Origin of the sequence: Streptomyces sp. NPDC046261 (genome assembly GCF_040646235.1) — a bacterium.
Classification (GTDB): domain Bacteria; phylum Actinomycetota; class Actinomycetes; order Streptomycetales; family Streptomycetaceae; genus Streptomyces.
This window is the reverse complement of record NZ_JBEYZU010000002.1, coordinates 186,430-205,401: the sequence shown is the minus strand read 5'-3', so window position 1 is coordinate 205,401 and position 18,972 is coordinate 186,430. Positions and strand designations below refer to the sequence as shown.

Annotated in this window: 18 protein-coding genes and 1 riboswitch; of the genes, 7 read left to right on the top strand and 11 right to left on the bottom strand. The window is 70.4% G+C overall.

Going from position 1 to position 18,972, the window contains the following annotated elements; translation table 11 throughout:
* Positions 1-10: 10 nt before the first annotated feature.
* From cydB to hisC, 3 genes are all read right to left on the bottom strand, one after another.
* Positions 11-1,012: a cytochrome d ubiquinol oxidase subunit II gene (gene cydB, locus ABZ956_RS05220; protein WP_361887202.1), complete on the bottom strand. Its 1,002-nt coding sequence runs from the start codon at positions 1,010-1,012 to the stop codon at positions 11-13.
* Positions 1,013-1,037: 25 nt separating this feature from the next.
* Entirely contained in the window at positions 1,038-2,615 is a 1,578-nt protein-coding gene (locus ABZ956_RS05215; protein WP_361887199.1) for a cytochrome ubiquinol oxidase subunit I, read from the bottom strand.
* A 334-nt stretch (positions 2,616-2,949) separates the two neighbouring features.
* Positions 2,950-4,026, bottom strand: a complete 1,077-nt coding sequence (hisC, locus tag ABZ956_RS05210; protein ID WP_361887196.1) for a histidinol-phosphate transaminase — start codon at positions 4,024-4,026, stop codon at positions 2,950-2,952.
* A 334-nt stretch (positions 4,027-4,360) separates the two neighbouring features.
* On the opposite strand from hisC, the gene ABZ956_RS05205 reads away from it, so the two are divergent.
* From ABZ956_RS05205 to ABZ956_RS05195, 3 genes are all read left to right on the top strand, one after another.
* Positions 4,361-5,473: a LacI family DNA-binding transcriptional regulator gene (locus ABZ956_RS05205; RefSeq protein WP_361887193.1), complete on the top strand. Its 1,113-nt coding sequence runs from the start codon at positions 4,361-4,363 to the stop codon at positions 5,471-5,473.
* Between the two features lie 316 nt (positions 5,474-5,789).
* Positions 5,790-6,902: a metallophosphoesterase gene (locus tag ABZ956_RS05200; RefSeq protein WP_361888022.1), complete on the top strand. Its 1,113-nt coding sequence runs from the start codon at positions 5,790-5,792 to the stop codon at positions 6,900-6,902.
* Between the two features lie 184 nt (positions 6,903-7,086).
* Positions 7,087-7,998, top strand: coding sequence for a hypothetical protein (locus ABZ956_RS05195; RefSeq protein ID WP_361887190.1), 912 nt, complete (start codon positions 7,087-7,089; stop codon positions 7,996-7,998).
* 21 nt (positions 7,999-8,019) lie between these two features.
* On the opposite strand, the gene thiC is transcribed toward ABZ956_RS05195, so the two are convergent.
* The gene (thiC, locus tag ABZ956_RS05190) at positions 8,020-9,798 is read right to left on the bottom strand and encodes a phosphomethylpyrimidine synthase ThiC (protein ID WP_361887187.1); all 1,779 of its coding nucleotides are present in this window, start codon (positions 9,796-9,798) and stop codon (positions 8,020-8,022) included.
* A riboswitch (TPP riboswitch) is annotated at positions 9,792-9,928 on the bottom strand. (Overlaps the previous gene by 7 nt.)
* 62 nt (positions 9,929-9,990) lie before the next feature.
* On the opposite strand from thiC, the gene ABZ956_RS05185 reads away from it, so the two are divergent.
* Positions 9,991-11,310: a YibE/F family protein gene (locus tag ABZ956_RS05185; RefSeq protein ID WP_361887185.1), complete on the top strand. Its 1,320-nt coding sequence runs from the start codon at positions 9,991-9,993 to the stop codon at positions 11,308-11,310.
* A 417-nt stretch (positions 11,311-11,727) separates the two neighbouring features.
* On the opposite strand, the gene ABZ956_RS05180 is transcribed toward ABZ956_RS05185, so the two are convergent.
* The 3 genes from ABZ956_RS05180 to ABZ956_RS05170 all read right to left on the bottom strand — a co-directional run bounded on the left by ABZ956_RS05180 (position 11,728) and on the right by ABZ956_RS05170 (position 13,373).
* Positions 11,728-12,174 carry an SsgA family sporulation/cell division regulator gene (locus ABZ956_RS05180; protein ID WP_071966095.1) on the bottom strand — a complete coding sequence of 149 codons (447 nt, stop codon included), beginning with the start codon at positions 12,172-12,174 and terminating at the stop codon, positions 11,728-11,730.
* Positions 12,175-12,618: 444 nt separating this feature from the next.
* Complete coding sequence (locus ABZ956_RS05175) at positions 12,619-12,837, bottom strand: DUF5326 family protein (RefSeq protein WP_361887182.1); 219 nt, start codon at positions 12,835-12,837, stop codon at positions 12,619-12,621.
* Positions 12,838-13,055: 218 nt separating this feature from the next.
* Positions 13,056-13,373, bottom strand: a complete 318-nt coding sequence (locus tag ABZ956_RS05170) for a cupin domain-containing protein (RefSeq protein WP_361887179.1) — start codon at positions 13,371-13,373, stop codon at positions 13,056-13,058.
* Between the two features lie 81 nt (positions 13,374-13,454).
* Between ABZ956_RS05170 and ABZ956_RS05165 the strand changes: the two genes are divergently transcribed.
* From ABZ956_RS05165 to ABZ956_RS05155, 3 genes are all read left to right on the top strand, one after another.
* Positions 13,455-13,835 carry a phage holin family protein gene (locus ABZ956_RS05165; protein ID WP_361887176.1) on the top strand — a complete coding sequence of 127 codons (381 nt, stop codon included), beginning with the start codon at positions 13,455-13,457 and terminating at the stop codon, positions 13,833-13,835.
* A gap of 278 nt (positions 13,836-14,113) precedes the next feature.
* Positions 14,114-15,010, top strand: a complete 897-nt coding sequence (locus tag ABZ956_RS05160; RefSeq protein WP_361887173.1) for a LysR family transcriptional regulator — start codon at positions 14,114-14,116, stop codon at positions 15,008-15,010.
* A gap of 41 nt (positions 15,011-15,051) precedes the next feature.
* Positions 15,052-15,549, top strand: coding sequence for an NUDIX domain-containing protein (locus ABZ956_RS05155; RefSeq protein ID WP_361887170.1), 498 nt, complete (start codon positions 15,052-15,054; stop codon positions 15,547-15,549).
* Positions 15,550-15,580: 31 nt separating this feature from the next.
* Here ABZ956_RS05155 and ABZ956_RS05150 read toward each other — a convergent pair whose 3' ends face one another.
* From ABZ956_RS05150 to ABZ956_RS05135, 4 genes are all read right to left on the bottom strand, one after another.
* Entirely contained in the window at positions 15,581-16,225 is a 645-nt protein-coding gene (locus ABZ956_RS05150; RefSeq protein ID WP_361887168.1) for a pyridoxamine 5'-phosphate oxidase family protein, read from the bottom strand.
* Positions 16,226-16,254: 29 nt separating this feature from the next.
* Complete coding sequence (locus ABZ956_RS05145) at positions 16,255-17,775, bottom strand: globin domain-containing protein (RefSeq protein WP_361887165.1); 1,521 nt, start codon at positions 17,773-17,775, stop codon at positions 16,255-16,257.
* Between the two features lie 64 nt (positions 17,776-17,839).
* Positions 17,840-18,472 carry a haloacid dehalogenase-like hydrolase gene (locus ABZ956_RS05140; protein ID WP_361887162.1) on the bottom strand — a complete coding sequence of 211 codons (633 nt, stop codon included), beginning with the start codon at positions 18,470-18,472 and terminating at the stop codon, positions 17,840-17,842.
* A gap of 70 nt (positions 18,473-18,542) precedes the next feature.
* Positions 18,543-18,971, bottom strand: a complete 429-nt coding sequence (locus ABZ956_RS05135) for a heme-binding protein (protein ID WP_361888019.1) — start codon at positions 18,969-18,971, stop codon at positions 18,543-18,545.
* Position 18,972: the final 1 nt, after the last annotated feature.

The window sequence follows — 18,972 nt, the reverse complement described above, 5'->3', positions numbered from 1 at the left end:
CGCCGCCGCCTCAGTGGGCGGCCGGGATGTGCTGGGTGCCGATCCGCCGGCGGAACACCCAGTAGGTCCAGGACTGGTAGGCCACGATCAGCGGGGTCATGAAGCCGGCGACCCACGTCATGATCCTCAGCGTGTACGGGCTGGAGGCGGCGTTCTCCGCGGTCAGGCTCCACGCCGGGTCGGAGGAGGAGGGCATCACGTCGGGGAAGAGGGCGAGGAAGACCACCGCGAACGCGGCCACGACCGTCACCCCGGACAGGGCGAACGCCCAGCCCTCCCGGCCGGCCCGGTTCAGGGCCAGCGCCACGAGCAGCGCCACCACGGCGAGGGCCGCCGCCGGCAGGCTGCGCCCGTTGCCGTGGGAGCCCTGCGTCCAGGCCAGGAAGGCCAGGGCGAGGACGGCGGCGGCCAGGCCGTAGCGGCCGGCGTGGGCCCGGGCCCGGTGCCGGATGTCGCCGGTGGTCTTCAGCGCGGCGAAGACCGCCCCGTGGAAGGTGAAGAGCACGAGCGTGAAGAGGCCGCCCAGCAGGGCGTACGGGTTCATCAGGTCGAGCACGTCGCCGGTGAAGTTCTTGTCCGGCCCGATCGGCACCCCGCGCACGAGGTTGGCGAAGGCGGCTCCCCACAGGAAGGCGGGCAGCAGCGAGCACCAGAAGATCGCGTGCTCCCAGTTGCGCTGCCAGCGCTCCTCGGGGCGCTTGTGCCGGTACTCGAAGGCGACGCCGCGCACGATCAGGCAGACGAGGATGGCCAGCAGCGGCAGGTAGAAGCCGCTGAAGAGGGTGGCGTACCAGTCGGGGAAGGCCGCGAAGGTCGCGCCGGCGGCGGTGATCAGCCAGACCTCGTTGCCGTCCCAGACCGGACCGATCGTGTTGATCAGCACCCGGCGTTCGGTGCGGTCCCTGGCCAGGGTCTTGGTCAGGACACCGATGCCGAAGTCGAAGCCCTCGAGGAAGAAGTAGCCGGTCCACAGGACGGCTATCAGCAGGAACCAGAAGTCGTGGAGGTGCATGGTCGGTTCTCCGTTCCCCGCCGGGTCAGTAGGCGAAGGTCAGCGGCTTGTCGGCGTCCTCGGGCTCGCCCGGGCTCCCACCGGAGGGCATCCGCAGCCGGGGGTCCTTCGCCGGCGGCTTCTCGTCGGTGTCCGGCCCGGCCTTGGCGTACTTCACCAGCAGCCTGACCTCGACCACGGCCAGTACCGCGTAGAGCAGGGTGAAGACGGTCATGGAGGCGATGACCTCGCCCTGGCCCACCCCCGGCGAGACCGCGTCGCCCGTCTTGAGCAGCCCGTAGACGGCCCAGGGCTGGCGGCCCATCTCGGTGAAGATCCAGCCGAAGGAGTTGGCGACCAGCGGGAAGCCCATGGTGAGGATGCCGATGCGCCAGGACCACTTGGTGAAGAAGGGGTTCATCTCGCGGGTCCGCGTCAGCATCAGCCGGGGGATCTCGCCCTCGCCGGTGCGGTACTCAGGAGCCAGCCAGAACTTCTTACGGGTGGTCCACAGCCCGATGAGCGCGGCGACGAAGGAGGTCATCCCGAAACCGATCATGAGGCGGAAGCCCCAGAAGGTCATGAAGATGCTGGGGATGTAGTCCTCCGGCTCGCCGCCGTAGGCCGCCGCCTCCCGGGCGGCGATGTCGTTGATGCCGGGCACGGCGTCGGAGAAGTTGTTGTGGGCCAGGAAGGAGAGCAGGCCGGGGATCTCTATCTCGACGCTGTTGTGGCCCTTGCCGACGTCACCGACCGCGAAGACCGAGAACGGCGCCGGTGACTGCGTCTCCCACAGCGCCTCGGCGGCGGCCATCTTCATCGGCTGCTGCTCGAACATCACCTTGCCGAGCTCGTCACCGCTGACGGCCGTGCCCAGGCCGGCGATCACCGCGACGACCAGGCCCACCCGCAGCGAGGTCAGCATCGCGGGCAGCTGCTTGCGCTGCTTCTCGCCCAGCTCCTCGCCCTTGATCTGCTTGCGCTTGGCGCGCCACAGGTGGAAGGAGGCGATGCCGACGATGAAGGCGCCGCCGGTGAGGAAGGCCGCGGTGAGGGTGTGGAAGACGACGACCAGGGTCGTGTTCTGCGTCAGTACGGCCCATATGTCGGTGAGCTGGGCCTTGCCTGTCGCCTTGTCGACGGTGTAGCCGACCGGGTGCTGCATCCAGGAGTTCGCGGCCAGGATGAAGTACGAGGACAGGATGGTGCCGACGGCCACGATCCAGATGCACGCGCAGTGGATCTTCTTGGGCAGCTTGTCCCAGCCGAAGATCCACAACCCGATGAAGGTGGACTCGAAGAAGAAGGCCAGCAGCGCCTCCATCGCGAGCGGCGCCCCGAAGACGTCACCGACGAAGCGCGAGTAGTCCGACCAGTTCATGCCGAACTGGAACTCCTGGACGATGCCCGTGACCACGCCCATCGCGATGTTGATCAGGAAGAGCTTTCCCCAGAACTTCGTCGCGTGGAAGTACTTCTCCTTGCCCGTACGGACCCAGGCCGTCTGGAGGCCGGCGGTGACCGCGGCAAGGCTGATCGTGAGCGGTACGAAGAGGTAGTGGTAGACGGTCGTGATGCCGAATTGCCAGCGGGCGAGTGTCTCGGGAGCCAGGGCCAGATTCACCGGGGTCTCTCCTTGCCTCTTGCGTCACCGGCGGCGCATGCCGCCAGGCTTTTGCCCCTGTATGACCCAGGTAAAGAGGGACATAAAGGCAGCGCTTGTGAACGCGTTCACATTCACAAGCAATTATGGCGCACCCCTTTTTCGGACAAGCACGCGGGGTACCCCCTTCGGCCCTGGCGGCGGACCGGACGGCCCAGGCACGACGAACACGACGGGCACGAGGGGGCACGACAAGGACGCCGTGCGCCCCTCGTCCGGGGCGCACGGCGTCCTTGTCGTCTCGTCGTCGTCTCGTCGTTCACGCGGGGCGGCGGCTCACGCCGCCCGCGCGCGCCTACAGCTTCGCGCGGAACTCCTGCGCCGTCCGCAGGAAGATGTCGTTCGCCTCGGTCTCGCCGATGGTCACCCGCACGCCCTCCGGGAACGGCCGTACGACCACGCCCGCCTGCTCGCACAGGGCCGCGAACTCCACCGAACGCTCCCCCAGCGGCAGCCACACGAAGTTGGCCTGCGACTCCGGCAGCGTCCAGCCCTGCTCGGCCAGGGCCCCGGCCACCCGGGTGCGCTCGGCCACCAGCGCGTCCACCCGCTCGCGCAGCGCCGCCTCGCTGCGCAGCGAGGCCACCGCCGCGTCCTGGGCCACCTGGCTCACGCCGAAGGGGACCGCCGTCTTGCGCAGCGCCGCCGCGACCGGCTCGTGCGCGACCGCGAAGCCGATGCGGAGCCCGGCGAGCCCGTACGCCTTGGAGAACGTCCGCAGCACGCAGACGTTCGGCCGGGTGCGGTAGAGGTCGATGCCGTTGGGCACGGTCTCGTCGCGGATGAACTCCAGGTACGCCTCGTCCAGGACCACCAGCACGTCGGAGGGCACCCGGTCCAGGAAGGACTCCAGCTCGGCCCGGCGCACGACCGTACCCGTGGGATTGTTGGGGTTGCAGACGAAGATCAGCCGGGTCCGGTCGGTGATCGCGGCGAGCATGGCGTCCAGGTCGTGCACATCGCCCTCGGCCAGCGGCACCGGCACCGGAGTGGCCCCCGAGACCTGCGTGATGATCGGGTACGCCTCGAAGGAGCGCCAGGCGTAGATCACCTCGTCGCCGGGGCCCGCCGTCGACTGGACCAGCTGCTGGGCGACGCCGACCGAGCCGGTACCGGTCGCCAGGTGCGCCAGCGGCACGTCGAAGTGGTCCGCCAGCTCGGCCATCAGGCCGGTGCAGGCCATGTCGGGGTAGCGGTTGAGCGAGGCGGCGGCGCCGACGGCGGACTCCAGGACCCCGGGCAGCGGCGGATACGGGTTCTCGTTGGAGGACAGCTTGTACGCGACCGGGCCGCCGGGGGCCGCCGGCTTGCCCGGCTTGTAGGTCGGCACACCGTCCAGCGCCGCGCGCAGCTTGGGGGTCTTCTCGGTCACCGTAGATCCTCCTCCACCACTGACATGAATACTGCACACCTTATGAGGATTGCCCCGGGCGGCGTCCAGGGCTTGGGGAGCGCTCCCCATTCGGTTGCACGCCGTGGCGGGCGCCGTGGCGCGCATCCCTCGTGAAGGTGAGTTGAGACCTCTTCGAGACCTGGACCAATGACGAGGCGCGGATATGCCACGCCGCGACGCCACCGCACGCATCCCCTCAACTACCTGCGTTTCCATGGTCATTGAACGGGATCACCGCAGCAGAAACGTGCCTGTCAACAGTGAAATAGGACGCCCTGCCAAAGGACCACCCGAGCCCTACTATCGGCTCGCCATGACAGCAGCAGGGAAGCATCAGGTGAGCCGGGCGGAGCCGTCCCGCAGGGGCAGTCGGCAGGGGCGGGCGGGCATCCGGGACGTGGCCGCAGCCGCCGGGGTTTCGATCACGACCGTCTCCGACGCGCTCAACGGCAAGGGCCGGCTACCGGACGCGACCCGCCGCCATGTCCGCGAGGTCGCCGACCGGCTGGGCTACCGCCCGTCCGCCGCGGCCCGCACCCTCCGTACGGGCAAGTCGGGGCTCATCGGCCTGACCGTGACCACCTACGGGGATGAACCTTTCACCTTCACCGAGTTCGCCTACTTCGCCGAGATGGCCAGGGCCGCCACCTCCGCCGCGCTCGCCCGCGGCTACGCCCTCGTCATCCTCCCCGCCACCTCCCGGCACGACGTGTGGTCCAACGTCGCCCTCGACGGCACGGTCGTCGTCGACCCCTCGGACCACGATCCCGTCGTCTCCGACCTGGTCCGCCAGGGCATCCCCGTCGTCTCGGACGGCCGCCCCGCGGGCTCCCTGCCCGTCACCGCCTGGGTCGACAACGACCACGAGGCCGCGGTGCTGGGCATCCTCGACCACCTCGCCGACGCCGGCGCCCGCCGGATCGGCCTGCTCACCGGCACCACCACGGACACCTACACCCGGCTGTCCACCACCGCCTACCTGCGGTGGTGCGAGCGCGTGGGCCAGGACCCGGTCTACGAGGAGTACCCCGCCCACGACCCCTGCGCGGGCGCCGTCGCGGCCGACCGGCTGCTCGCCCGCCCGGACCGGCCCGACGCGGTGTACGGACTGTTCGACCCCAACGGCACCGACCTGCTCGCGGCCGCCCGCCGCTACGGCCTGCGCGTCCCGGACGACCTGCTGCTGGTCTGCTGCAGCGAGTCCACCGTCTACGCCACCACCGAGCCGCCCATCACCACGCTCTCCCTCAAGCCGCGGCGCATCGGCACCGCGGTCGTCCAGCTGCTCATCGACGCGATCGAGGGCCTGGACACCGGCCGCCCGGTGGAACAGGTCATACCCACCGAACTGATCGTCCGGACCTCCTCCGAACGACGTCCCCCACGCACCACCGTCAGCCCGCCGCGCGGACCCGCCGCGACCTGACCCGGCCGGTCGCGACCCGGGCCGGGGCCCGGTGAACGACCGGCCACGCCCGACCCGCGTCAACCGGAGTGGACCCGGTGTCCGGCGCACGAGGAAGCGGGTCACCGACCACGGGGAGCCGCCCGGAGCCCGTCTGACCGGCGCGAACGGCTCATTTAACGGCTCATTTGGGGAGAAATGACCGGCGATCCCGGTCTCCCGCCCCGATTCACAGCCCCTGGTGCGTCACAACCCGCGACGGTCATTCCTATGATGGGCGCACGACACCACGGACCGCCGTCGACCAGGCAAGGTCCACAAGGTGCACGGCGGCGCGATGGTGGAGGGGTCGATGACTCAGGGGGCCGGTCAGGGACCTGCGGCACGGACCGCGGCGGCGATGCCGCCCTTCCCCGGGTACGCCGCTCCCCCTCCCATGCCCGGCTACGACCGGGCCGTCCCGCCCCCGCAGGCGGTACCCGAGTATCCGGAGTACCCGGAGGGGTACACGCCCACCGCGCGCGACCTCCCGGTCATCGCCCAGAGCGCCCCTCCCCAGGACGTGCCCACCGTCGAGCTGACCCCGCTGGCCGCTCCCCAGCACGAGCCCCTGCCCGCCGGCCCGGGCCCGCTGTACGTCGTAGGCGACGTCCACGGCTATCTGGACCAGCTGTACGAGGCGCTCGCCGCCCAGGGGCTCATCGACGACCAGGGGCACTGGGCCGCCGGCAACGCCCGCCTGTGGTTCCTCGGCGACTTCACCGACCGCGGCCCGGACGGCGTCGGCGTCATCGACCTCGTCATGCGGCTGTCCGCGGAGGCCGCCGCCGCCGGCGGTTACTGCAAGGCCCTCATGGGCAACCACGAGCTGCTGCTGATCGGCGCCAAGCGGTTCGCCGACACGCCGGTCAACTCCGGCGCCGGTACCGCCTCCTTCCAGGCGGCCTGGCTCCTCAACGGCGGCCAGCGCACCGACATGGAGCGCCTGGAGGACCACCACCTGCAGTGGATGTCGCGCCTGGACGCGATGGCGCGGGAGGACGGGCACCTGCTCGTGCACTCCGACACCACCGCCTACCTGGAGTTCGGCGACTCCATCGAGGACGTCAACGACGCGATCACCGAGGCGCTGCAGCGCAACGACCCGGACGAGGTCTGGGACCTGTTCCGCAAGTTCACCAAGCGGTTCGCCTTCCGCGACGAGGACGCCGGCCCGATGGCCGTGCGGGAGCTGCTGCAGACCTACGGCGGCGCCCGCATCGTGCACGGCCACAGCCCCATCCCCTACCTGCTGGGCGAGGTCGGTACCGAGGAGGCGGACGAGGACGGCGGGGGCGCGCCGGTGGTGGACGGTCCGCATCTTTACGCCGACGGGCTGGCGCTCGCCATGGACGGCGGCGTCACCATGGCCGGAAAACTGCTGGTCGTGCAACTTCCGCTGGCCGGCTGAGGGTTCAGCGGGTCGGTCGGCGGGCAGATGAGGAGTTCCACCGGCGCGGGGTAATTCGGGAAACACACTGTCACCCCGCGCCCGTGCGGCTCTACCATCGGCTTATCCGTAGCAGGCTCTCCTCCGTTTCCGCCCACTGCCCGGTGGTACTTGCCGGCATCACGGCCCTACGGAGCATCGGGGGATGCACATGAACAGCGCTCCGCACCTGTTGGCCGAGGACCGCCCGGAATTCGAGCGGGTTCTCGACCAGGCGTTGCGTTCAGCGGACCGAGACCCTGAGATCAGCGCACTCGCCGCCGCGATAGGACAGCGGCTCAATACCGAACAACTGCGCACCATGGCACTGAGCGCCATGTCCGCCATCTGCGCCTGCGCGGAGGCGGAATACCAGGACTTCGTCGGCGCTCGCGAGGAACTGCGCGCCCGCTCGGCCACCACCCGCCCCCAGCCGGTCACCAGCGCGGTGGCGCACGGCGGCGAGGACGGCCACGGCGGTACGCCCTCCTCTGGCTCCCCCGGCTCCCACGGCGCGGAGCCCGCCGACGTGCCGGCGGACGAGGGTGCCGGCGCCGGCGCGGTCCTCGCCGTCCTGGCCCCGGCCCTGGCGGGGATCGCCGCGTTCCTCTTCCTGCTGATCGGCTACGTCATGCGGACGGTCGGTTCGAGCGAGCCCGTCGCGGGTCAGATGATCACGGTCGGCTGGTGGTTCGCCGGCTTCACCGTCGCCGGAGTGCTGGTCGCCATGTCCGGCATGCTGCGCACCGCCCTGCGCAACGGCCGGCAGCAGCAGGAGGCCCCGCCCGGCGACGGCCTCGCCGAAGCGGCCGACAAGGCCCGCGAGGCGTGGCGGCAGGCGCTGCTCGAGCGCGGCATCCTGCCCTTCCTGCGCGAAGCACTGTCCAACGGGTCGGGCACGCGCCCTCCGTCGGTGCGCCGGCAGCCCGCCGGCCCCGGCCGCACCCCCCAGCTCGGCTACTCCCGGCCCGGCTTCTCCAGCCCCGACAGCGACCCGTCCCCGTCCACCCGTGCGGGCTTCACCAGCCCGGATTTCACGAGCCCCGAGTTCGGCGGCAAGGACCACCGGCCCGAATAGGCCGGTGGTCCACCGGTCGGTTCAGTCCGCGATCGGCAGATATACGCGATTTCCCGAGGCCGCGAACTCCTTGGACTTCTGCGCCATTCCGGCCTGCGGATCAATGGCTTCCCCGGCGGCGACGGCAAGATCTCCCCCGTGCTCACGGCGAATGTCCTGCGAGATCTTCATCGAACAGAACTTGGGTCCGCACATCGAGCAGAAGTGCGCCGTCTTCGCCGGCTCGGCCGGAAGCGTCTCGTCGTGGAAGGCGCGGGCCGTCTCCGGGTCCAGGGCCAGATTGAACTGGTCCTCCCAGCGGAATTCGAAACGCGCGTCGGAGAGGGCGTCGTCCCACTCCTGCGCCCCCGGGTGGCCCTTGGCGAGATCCGCCGCATGCGCGGCGATCTTGTAGGTGATGACGCCGGTCTTCACGTCGTCGCGGTCCGGCAGGCCCAGGTGCTCCTTGGGCGTGACGTAGCAGAGCATCGCCGTGCCCCACCAGGCGATCATCGCCGCGCCGATCCCCGAGGTGATGTGGTCGTACGCCGGTGCGACGTCCGTCGTCAGGGGGCCGAGCGTGTAGAACGGGGCCTCCTCGCAGATCTCCTGCTGGAGGTCGATGTTCTCCTTGATCTTGTGCATCGGGACATGGCCCGGGCCCTCGATCATCGTCTGCACGTGGTGACGCTTGGCGATCCGGTTGAGCTCGCCGAGCGTCCTCAGCTCCGCGAACTGCGCCTCGTCGTTCGCGTCCGCGATCGAGCCGGGGCGCAGACCGTCGCCCAGGGAGTACGTGACGTCGTACGCGGCGAGGATCTCGCAGAGCTCCTCGAAGTTCTCGTACAGGAACGACTCCTTGTGGTGCGCCAGGCACCACGCGGCCATGATCGAGCCGCCGCGCGAGACGATGCCGGTCTTGCGGCGGGCGGTCAGCGGGACGTAGCGCAGCAGCACGCCGGCGTGGACGGTCATGTAGTCGACGCCCTGCTCGGCCTGCTCGATGACCGTGTCCTTGTAGATCTCCCAGGACAGTTCCTCGGCCTTGCCGTCGACCTTCTCCAGGGCCTGGTAGAGCGGGACGGTGCCGATGGGGACGGGGGAGTTGCGCAGCACCCACTCGCGGGTGGTGTGGATGTTGCGGCCGGTGGAGAGGTCCATGACCGTGTCGGCGCCCCAGCGGGTCGCCCACGTCATCTTCTCCACCTCCTCCTCGATGGAGGAGGTGACGGCGGAGTTGCCGATGTTGGCGTTCACCTTGACCAGGAACTTCTTGCCGATGATCATCGGCTCGATCTCCGGGTGGTTCACGTTCGCCGGGAGCACGGCGCGCCCGGCCGCGATCTCCTCGCGGACCGTCTCGGGGGAGACGTTCTCGCGGAGGGCGACGTACTCCATCTCCTCGGTGATCTCACCGCGGCGGGCGTACGCGAGCTGGGTCACCGCGGCGCCGCCACGGCCCCGGCGGGGCTGGCGGGGGCGGCCGGGGAAGACGGCGTCGAGGTTCTTCAGGCCGCCGCGGGGCGAGGTGTGCTTGATGCCGTCGTCCTCCGGGCGCATGGGGCGCCCGGCGTACTCCTCGGTGTCGCCGCGGCCGATGATCCAGTTCTCCCGGAGCGGGAGAAGACCGCGCCGTACGTCCGTTTCGACTGCCGGATCGGTGTACGGGCCTGATGTGTCGTACAGCTGTACGTCCTGGCCGTTGGTGAGGTGGACCCGCCGCACCGGGACCCTGAGGTCCGGCCGCGAGCCGGTCACGTAGTCCTTGTGCCAGCCGATCTCCCGGCCGGTTTCGGACGTGCGTGCATCCTGCGAGGTCATGAGACCAGTCTCCCTACGCCGGCATTACCCGGTAACAGGTTCGGCGGTCGACGCAGCGGCGTCCGTACGTGCTTCGTACGGAGGTCAGCGCCCTCTCAGCCCGGTGCTCCGAGCTCCCGCGATTGCAAAAGGTGGCACCACGCTAGCGCCTTCCGGCGCGGGGCGGCCAGGGGGGCTTGCGATGATCGGGGGGTGACCCCCACTGACCACAGCTCCCCCACCCCCCACGCACACGGCCATGCCCACGGGCACGGCCACTCCCACAGCCACGGCCCCGCGACACCCGTTTCGGCGCATCTGCGCAAGGTGATCGCGGCGGTGCTCATCCCCTTCGCGGCCGCCGTCGTGACCGGCCTGATAGTCCTCTGGCCCGGCGGCGCCCCACCTCATCAGCACACCGGCGTGGGCCTCGACCAGAAGACCGAGTCGGGACGGGTGGTGAAGATCGAGGAGTTCGACTGCCCGAAGTCCGGCGGACAGCCGCCAGGGCAGCAGCAGGCACCACCCGGTGCGCCGCCCGCCGACCGCGGACCGTGCGAGAAGGCCACGATCGAGGTGGCCTCGGGCCCCGACAAGGGGAAGACCTTCACGGAGGTCGTACAGCCGAGCGCCTCCCGCCGCTATGACGTCGGACAGAAGGTGGTCCTGGCGTTCGCGCCGAAGGCACCCGAAAATCTGCGCTATTCGGTCACGGACGTGGACCGGACCTTCCCGATGGCGCTGCTCGCGGTCGTCTTCGCGCTCGCGGTCGTGGTGGTGGGGCGGCTGCGCGGGCTCTTCGCGCTGATCGCGCTGGTGATCAGCTTCGGGGTGCTGACGCTGTTCATCCTGCCCGCGATCCTCCAGGGCTCGAATCCGCTGCTGGTCGCCGTGATCGGCGGCAGCGCGATCATGCTGATCGCGCTGTACATGTGCCATGGACTCACGGCCCGGACCTCCGTGGCCGTGCTGGGCACGCTCATGTCCCTGCTGGTCATCGGCCTGCTGGGGTCGCTGTTCATCGAGTGGGCCCATCTGACGGGCAACACCGACGACCAGACGGGCCTGGTCCACGGGCTGTATCCGGAGATCGAGATCCGCGGCCTGCTGCTGGCCGGCATCATCATCGGCTCACTGGGCGTGCTCGACGACGTGACCGTCACCCAGACCTCGGCGGTGTGGGAGCTGAAGGACGCGGATCCCACCGCGAATTGGCGCAAACTGTACGGCTCGGCGATGCGCATCGGCCGGGACCACATCGCGTCCGTGGTGAACACGCTGGTCCTGGCCTACGCCGGAGCCTCTCTGCCGTTGCTGTTGCTGTTCTCGATCGCGGACAGTGGGGTGGGGACGGTGGCGACGAGCGAGATCGTCGCGGAGGAGATCGTCCGGACGCTGGTGGGCAGCATCGGGCTGGTGGCGTCGGTCCCGGTGACGACCCTGCTGGCGGCCCTCGTTGTCAGTGCCGACCGGCACGGTACGAACACGGGGAGGGCGAGGGCGCGGGGCGGCAGGCGCCGCCGCGCGAAGTGAGGAAACGGCCATCTGCGCTCGATCGTCGGCGGGTTGACCGCGGAGGACATGATCCGCGACCGGGAGCGGGCTCGCGGTCGTGGCGCGGCAACTCGCGGGGAAGGCGCCCGAGATCGTACGGGCCGGGCTCAGGCGTTCGGGAACGTGGCGGTTGCTCGCGACCATGGGCACGGCCCGGGGGGGCCGGGCGCCCGGGCGAGCACGGGCGTGAACGGTGACAGGGATGACAGGGGTGACAGTGTCGACAAAGCCACCTGCGAGCAGGGCGGCAGCGGTCCGGCGGTGACGATTCCGGCGCCCGCGCCCCAGGGTGCGGCACCGCGCTCCGAGCGGGTGCCGATCGAGCGGATCGAGCCGGTCGAGCCGGTCCGAGGGTGACGGCGGCAGCAAGCCCCGGAGCCCCTCGGCCGCGGCCGGCTAACCGGCGTTCTGACCCTCGGGGTTGCCGGCGAGGATGCTGTCGAGCGCCGCGGCGAGGTCGTAGTCGAAGTCGGCGACCGAGTGCTCCTCGCCCAGCGGGGCGACCCGGTCGGTCCGGTCGAGGAAGGCCACCAGCGGCGCCGCACCCGCCCGGAACAGGGCCCCTTCGCCGCCCACTTGCAGCCGGATGAACACGTCCGACAGGTGCTGCGCGGAGGCGGGGGCGATGTGCACATCGCCCTCGCCGGAGGGCTGGCTCAGCCCGTCCAGCAGCAACTCCCTCGCGAAGGCCCAGGTCACCGGGGCATCGCCGGGGAGGTGAAAAGTGAACTTCACGGCGTAGGGGTCACTGCTGTCGTAGCCCAGCTCCACCGGGATCCGGAAGGACAGCTCCTCGGAGACGAGGAAGGTCATGACCACTTCTGCCTGAACTGTGTCGCGCATCGCCCAATGCCCCGTCTTCGTCGGTTTGGCAGGGATTGAAGCCTGATGGCCCCAATGACGCCATAGTCTGACAAGAACGCCCAGTGGATCACAAGGAGTGATTTTCCAGTTACTCATGGAGACCGAGGGTGAGCATACGAGCTCTCCGACTCTGGAGCGTAGCGACTCGACTACTCGCTGGAGTCGTAACGTGGGATTTGATGGCCCGGAACGGCCGAGAACTGGCCAAAGTGGCACGAGGGCACACGGATTACCGTTTGGGCGGCGGGCGTCACGTTCAACGTTGACGGCGAGATGGAGGAGAGAAGTTGACGGAAGAGATAACTCCCGGCCTTCCGCTTCGTTGAGTTGACCGAGCGGACACACCGGCCGACGGCGTGGGCGACGCGGCCTGCCGGTGGGACGTTCCCGGGCGGTCCCCCTTTCGCCCGGGTCGGCCGGTTCCTACCAGTCGCCCCTCGACGACGAGGACGACGTGAACTTCTTGACGACGAAGATCAGGCCACCGACGAGAGCCACCAGCAGCAGCGCCTTGAAGAGCAGGCTGATGACAAAGCCGAGGACACTCAGGATGAGGCTGCCGAACACCATCAGCACGAGAACCGGCATGGCGATCCACTTCACCCACCACGGCAGTCCTTCGAATATCCCCTTCTCAGCCATGTCGACCCCTGCTCTCCGCTTCATGCGCGCTTTCACGCGGCCTTGTCACTCACGACCACAGCGGCCCGGCGCGCGAATGCGACACCATGGGCCACCGGCCGCCCGGAGCGGAATGCCCCGGCCTGCTCCCGATGCTAGGACGGGCGGGTGGGCCCGCGGGGGCCCCGCAGCCCCCGTCCGCCCCTGAGCGTCCCCCTACGGGATGCCGTGGCTCCGGCTCAGCTCTCGGGCGGAGAGAAGACGACCAGGACCCGGAGATCCTCGCTGATGTGGTGGAAGCGGTGCGTCACCCCGGCCGGCACGTACACCACACTGCCCCGGCCCACCTGCGTGGTCTCCGTTCCGACCGTGATCGACGCCCGGCCGCTCACCACCACGTACACCTCGTCCTCGGCGTGCGGGGCCTGAGGATCGGTGTCCCCGGCGTTCAGCGCGTAGAGGCCGACGGACATGTTCCGCTCCCGCAGGAACTGCAGATACGCGCCGTCGTTCGCGAGCCGCTCCGCTTCCAGCTCATCCAGCCGGAACGCCTTCATGCGCCGTTCACCCCTCACCTGTGCCGGTCGCGCTCTTTGCACTGATCTTCATCGGCCGCGCGCGTCTGCAACGATCTCACCATGAAGAATTTCGTAGTCAAGACGATCGCCAATGCGGCGGCCCTGGCGGTAGCCATCTGGCTGCTCAAGGGCATCACACTGTCCGGCGAGAACACCGCCCGCAAGGTGGTCACGCTTTTCCTCGTCGCGCTCGTCTTCGGCGCGGTCAACTTCCTCGTCAAGCCGGTCGTGAAGCTGCTGTCCTTCCCGCTCTTCATTCTCACGCTCGGCCTGATCACGTTGGTGATCAACGCACTGATGCTGCTGCTGACCTCCTGGCTGGCGGACCGGCTCGACCTGGCCTTCCATGTGGACGGCTTCTGGTCGGCACTGGTGGGCGGCGTGATCATCGCGATCGTGGCCTGGGCGATGCATGTGATCCTGCCGGACGAGAACGACTGACGCCGAAGCCGGTCGCGAGCCGCGAGCCGCCCGGGAAGAACCGGCCGATGGGCACCGGCTGCCGCGCGCCGGCCGCCGGCCACGTCGCGAAAAGACGGCTCGAGCCTCCCCCCTCTTGGCTCGAGCCGTCCCCGGCCCTGCGCGGAAAGCCGCGCGAAGGACCGCGCGACCCAGGCTAGTTGACTCTGCGTCAGTGTCCAATCACGCCGACGGCAGCGCCCTATCGACTTATTTATAGTTCCCCCTACGATGGGTGGCGGCGAACCCGGGGAGATGGCATGGATCTGGCCCTTTTACGCACATTCGTCACGGTGCACCGGGCCGGCTCCTTCACCCGTGCCGCCGCACTCCTGGGCCTGTCCCAGCCCGCGGTCACCAGCCAGATCCGGACGCTGGAACGCCAGCTGGGCCGCCCCCTCTTCCTCCGCCTGGCCCGCGGGGTGCGCCCCACCACCATCGGCGACGAACTGGCGCACAAGATCTCCCCGCACGTCGACGCCCTGCTGGAGATCACCGAGGCCGACCTCGACGAGCGGTGGGCCAACCGCACCCTGCACCTGGCCGGTCCGCCCGAGTTCACCGCCCTGCGCGCCCTGCCCGCCCTCACCCCGCTCATCGCCCAGGGCCTGGCCGTGCGCGCCTCCCACGGCGTGACCGAAGAGCTCTTCGAGGGCCTGGCCGCCGGCCACCACGACCTCGCCATCGCCACCTCACGCCCCCGCGGCCGGCTGCTGACCGCCACCCCGCTGTGCGACGAGGAGCACGTCCTGGTCGCCGCCCCGCGCTGGGCGGCCCGCCTCGGCGGCGCGGCCGTCATCCGCGACAAGGGCGTCCAGGCCCTGGAACACCTGCCCGTCGTGGAGGTGCACGAGAGCCTGCCCCTCGTCTCCCGCTACTGGTCCGCCGTCTTCGACTCCAAGCCCCTCGCCGCCGGCGCCGTCATCGTCCCCGATCTGCGCGCCGTGCTCGCCTCCATAGCCGCCGGGGCCGGCATCGGCGTCCTGCCCCGCTATCTGTGCGGGGACGCCCTGGACACCGGCGAGGTCGTCGCCCTCCTGGACCCGCCGGTGCCACCCCTGCGCACCTACTTCCTGCTCGTACGGGCCGGAACGCTCGCCCATCCGCACCTGGCGCGGGCGCACGAGTGGCTGTTGCGCGCCGCCGTTTCCTGGTGACAAGGGGTTTCACCGGGGCGTCGGCGCGGCAGATGTCCCCTATGACCGAACGGCCCGTGGTCAAACGCACCGCCCGCGCCATCCTGCTCGACGGCGAGCCCGGCTCCGACGCGCTCGACATGATCCTGATCAAACGCACCAAGCCCGGCGAGGCCCCGTACTGGATCACTCCCGGCGGCGGCGTCGAACCGGAGGACACCACCGTCGTCGCCGCCCTCCACCGCGAGGTCGACGAGGAGCTCGGGGCGAAGGTGGTCGACGTGGTCCCCGCCTTCGTCGACACCGTCTCGCACTCGCTCCACCACGCGGCCCACGGCGTGAAGGTGCAGCACTTCTTCGTCTGCCGGCTGGCGTCGATGGACCTCTCGCTGCGCCACGGCCCGGAGATGGACGAGCCGGTCGGCACGTACGAAGTGGTGCGCGTCCCCTTCACCCGCAAGGGAATCGACTCGGTGGAGGTCGTACCGCCCTCCCTGCGGTCGTACCTGCGCGAGAACATCGAGGGCGTCAAGGCCCTGCTCGCCCACGACCTCGGCTGATCCCGCCCCTCAGGGCAGGCCGTGATCCCGCTCAGGGCAGGCCGGCGGCGGCTCCGAAGAAGTCGCCGCCCTTGCGCCTGGTGTCGTCCGTGCCCCAGGCGCGGCCGTCGTCGTCACGGCCCGTCTCGCGGGTCACCTTCCGCAGGTGCGGGATGTGCTTGGCGCAGTGGATGTACGCCTCCTCGACCGTGACCTCCACCCACACCACCGCGCGGCGGCCGGGCATGTCGTCGACGGGCAGGGCGGGGTGGACCGCGCGCAGCGCGGCGTCGTCGACCACCCGGGCCCGGCCGTTGACGTGCAGGCCGATCCGGTCCCGGAAGAAGTCGACCATCAGGATGGCGACGTGCGGGTTCTCCTCGATGTTGCCGAGGCTGGCGAGGACGCCGTTGCCCCGGTACTCGGGGTAGGCGAGGGTGCGCTCGTCCAGGACCCGCAGGAAGCCGGGCGGGCCGGCGCGGAAGGTGCTGTCGCACTCCCCGTGCCGGTCGGCGGTGGCCAGGAAGAACATCTCCTGCCGGGCCACGAACGCGCGCATACGCGCGTTGACATGGGAGAGCACCTGGTCGTCGTAGAACCGGGCCGCGCGGCCGGAGGTGCCGAGCCGCTGCTGGAGCCGGTGCTCGCCGTCACTGCCGGGCAGGGTCTCCGGCCGGGGCTCCGGCAGGGGCTCCACTGCCGGACCTCTATGGATACGCCTTTGCCTCAGCACGTCGCCGCCGTCGCCGACGCCGTCAGTTCGTCGATCGAGTCGTGTCGTATGCGGTCGGACGGTATGCCTATCCCGACCAGGGTGTCCACACCGCTGCGGATCATGCCCGGGGGCCCGGAGAGATAGGCGTCGTACGCGTTCCAGGGCCCGTATTTGCGCACTACCTGGGGGAGTTGGCCGCTCAGGCCGAGCGTCGGGCCGTCGGAGACGACGGGGCGGACCGACAACCAGGGGTGCGCCTTCTGTAATCGCAGCATGGTGTCGATGTCGTAGAGGTCGCCGTCGTGGCGGGCGCCGTAGAAGACCTCGACGGGGCGGCTACGGCCGTGCCGGGCCACGTCCTCGACGAGCGCCTTGATGGGGGCGATGCCGGTGCCGCCGCCCAGGCACAGCATGCCGTTGTCGCTGCTGTGGTCGACGGTCATCGACCCCGTGGCCGGGCCGAGCCGGACGACGTCGCCGGGGCGGGCGCGGTGCACCAGCGCGCGGGACACCCAGCCGGCCGGCACGGCCTTGACGTGGAAAGACAGCAGACCGTCCGCGCGCGGGGCGCAGGAGAAGGAGTAGTTCCGCCAGACCCGCGGCCACCAGGGCGTCTCCACGCTCGCGTACTGGCCGGCGAGGAAGGGATAGGGCTGATCGGGCCGTAACGTCACGATCGCGATGTCCGGCGTGCGGGGCTCGTGGCTGACGACTTCGGCCTGCCACCAGGCGGGCGAGGTCCGTTCGTCCTCGGCCGCGGCATCGATCATGATCTGCGAGACGGCGGTGTACACCCGCACCCATGCCGCCTGGGCCGCCTCGCCCCACGTCCGTGACGCGTAGCGGGAAAGCGCGCCGATCAGGCACTCCCCGACGGCCGGGTAGTGGGAGGGCAGGGTGCCGTACTTGCGGTGGCCCCGGCCCAGTTGGGAGAGGTACGCGGTGAGGGTGGCCGGGTCGTCGGCGTACTCGGCCGCGGCCAGCAGGGCCTTGAACAGCCGGTCTCGCTGGATGTCCATGGCGGCGGGGAAGAGCGCCCGCAGGTCGGGCTCGCGGACGAACAGCAGCGCGTAGAAGTACGACGTGACCTTGTCGGCGATCGGCTCGATCTCGGCCAGGGTGCTACGGATCAGCACGGCGTCGGGGGAGGGGGTGTTGGCGGGGGCGGCGACGCGTGGTGCGTTCCGCGGCTCGTGGTTCTGGGCGGGGCCGCCCGGCTCCTCCTCGGCGGTACGACCATGCTCCCGCTCCTGGTAGGCCAGGGGCTGCCAGCGGGAACCAGGTGACCTTCGCGCCTCGGAGGACCAGTGGGATACGGGGGAAGCCGCGGGCTCCGGGGCCGCGGGCCGGGCGGCGGGTCGCCCGGCGCCCTCCCTGGGCGTACCCCCGTCGGCCGATGGGGTGGTCGGAGCGTTCATCGTTGCCTCGCCTCGAACATCTCTCGGTCGGACCGCGCGCTTCCGCCGCAGGAGACGGACGTACCCGCGAATCCCCGCTCTGGTGATGAGTCGCAGTTCCGGTACGCGCAGCATGCCACCGCTCGTCCCGGCGCCCGCGTCTTCACCGGAAGTCCGTGCGAGAGGACGCCCGTTGGGGCTAGGCTGGCCCACTGACCAGTTCGTAGGCCGCACGGAGATCGAGCCCCGTGTAGTGGTGCGAGGCGAGGTCCCGCACATGGTGGTCCGCGTTGACGGCCACCGACACCGGCACCGTGGCGAACAGCCACGCGTCCGACATCGAGTCGCCGTACGCCACACAGTCGGCGCGGGTCAGCCCGAAGCGGGCGCAGAGCTCGTCCGCGATGCGCACCTTCGCCGCGGCGTCGAGGATGCCCGCCGGATCCACCGGGTCCCGGAAGGGCACCGAGGGCCACAGCGAGCCATGGGCCGCGTCGGCGCCCCAGTCCAGCAGCCGCTCCACGAAGAACCCCGGCGACAGCGAGATTACGGCGCACCGCTCGCCGCGCGCCCTGATCTCCGCCCAGACGTCCCGGATGCCGGCCAGCCAGGGCGCGCCCTCGAAGGCCGCGGCGACCTCGGCCTCGGTCAGCTCCCCCCACAGCTCCACCGCCAGCTCGGCGAACCGCGGCGGCGTCAGCCGGCCCGCCGCGAACGCCCGCTCCAGCTCGCCGATCTCCGGCTCCAGCCCCAGCTGGCGGGATATCTCGATCGCCGCCGCCGAGCCGTGGATCAGCGTTCCGTCCAGGTCGAACAAGTGCAGTCTGCTCATGACCGCCGAGCCTAGGCGCACTCGCCACCCACCTACGCCCAGGCCGCTCCCCCGGTTCGGGCGGCTGCCGTCAGCCGCCCAGCACCTCCTCAACGGCCGCCATCGCGATGCCGTGATCCTGCTCGGGCGCCCCGCCGCCGATCCCGACCGCCCCGACGAGCCGGCCGTCGCGGTACAGCGGCACCCCTCCGGCGATGAACAGCAACGGCCGGTCCAGGGCGGTCGGCAGGGTGTGGAAGAGGCCACCGGGCTGGACGGCGTCGACCAGGTCCGCGGTGGGCGCCCCCAACTGCAGGGCGGTGAACGCCTTGCGCGTGCTGGTCTCGCCGGCGATCAGCACGGCCCGGTCGTCGCGACGGAAGGCCAGCAGATGGCCGCCCGCGTCCAGGACCGTGACGGCCGCCCGTATGCCCTGCTCGTCGGCTGCGCGACGGGCGGCGGCGACGAGGGCGTCCGCCTCGTCCGTGGTGAGCGGAAGGACGGGGGTGTTGGCGGTCATG

Bases quoted from the DNA above. Each gene is read 5' to 3' on its own strand.
- cydB (WP_361887202.1), bottom strand. From the start codon at position 1,012: ATGCACCTCCACGACTTCTGGTTCCTGCTGATAGCCGTCCTGTGGACC.
- ABZ956_RS05205 (WP_361887193.1), top strand. From the start codon at position 4,361: ATGACAGCAGCAGGGAAGCATCAGGTGAGCCGGGCGGAGCCGTCCCGC.
- ABZ956_RS05200 (WP_361888022.1), top strand. From the start codon at position 5,790: ATGGTGGAGGGGTCGATGACTCAGGGGGCCGGTCAGGGACCTGCGGCA.
- ABZ956_RS05195 (WP_361887190.1), top strand. From the start codon at position 7,087: ATGCACATGAACAGCGCTCCGCACCTGTTGGCCGAGGACCGCCCGGAA.
- thiC (WP_361887187.1), bottom strand. From the start codon at position 9,798: ATGACCTCGCAGGATGCACGCACGTCCGAAACCGGCCGGGAGATCGGC.
- ABZ956_RS05180 (WP_071966095.1), bottom strand. From the start codon at position 12,174: ATGCGCGACACAGTTCAGGCAGAAGTGGTCATGACCTTCCTCGTCTCC.
- ABZ956_RS05175 (WP_361887182.1), bottom strand. From the start codon at position 12,837: ATGGCTGAGAAGGGGATATTCGAAGGACTGCCGTGGTGGGTGAAGTGG.
- ABZ956_RS05170 (WP_361887179.1), bottom strand. From the start codon at position 13,373: ATGAAGGCGTTCCGGCTGGATGAGCTGGAAGCGGAGCGGCTCGCGAAC.
- ABZ956_RS05165 (WP_361887176.1), top strand. From the start codon at position 13,455: ATGAAGAATTTCGTAGTCAAGACGATCGCCAATGCGGCGGCCCTGGCG.
- ABZ956_RS05160 (WP_361887173.1), top strand. From the start codon at position 14,114: ATGGATCTGGCCCTTTTACGCACATTCGTCACGGTGCACCGGGCCGGC.
- ABZ956_RS05155 (WP_361887170.1), top strand. From the start codon at position 15,052: ATGACCGAACGGCCCGTGGTCAAACGCACCGCCCGCGCCATCCTGCTC.
- ABZ956_RS05145 (WP_361887165.1), bottom strand. From the start codon at position 17,775: ATGCTGCGCGTACCGGAACTGCGACTCATCACCAGAGCGGGGATTCGC.
- ABZ956_RS05140 (WP_361887162.1), bottom strand. From the start codon at position 18,472: ATGAGCAGACTGCACTTGTTCGACCTGGACGGAACGCTGATCCACGGC.
- ABZ956_RS05135 (WP_361888019.1), bottom strand. From the start codon at position 18,971: ATGACCGCCAACACCCCCGTCCTTCCGCTCACCACGGACGAGGCGGAC.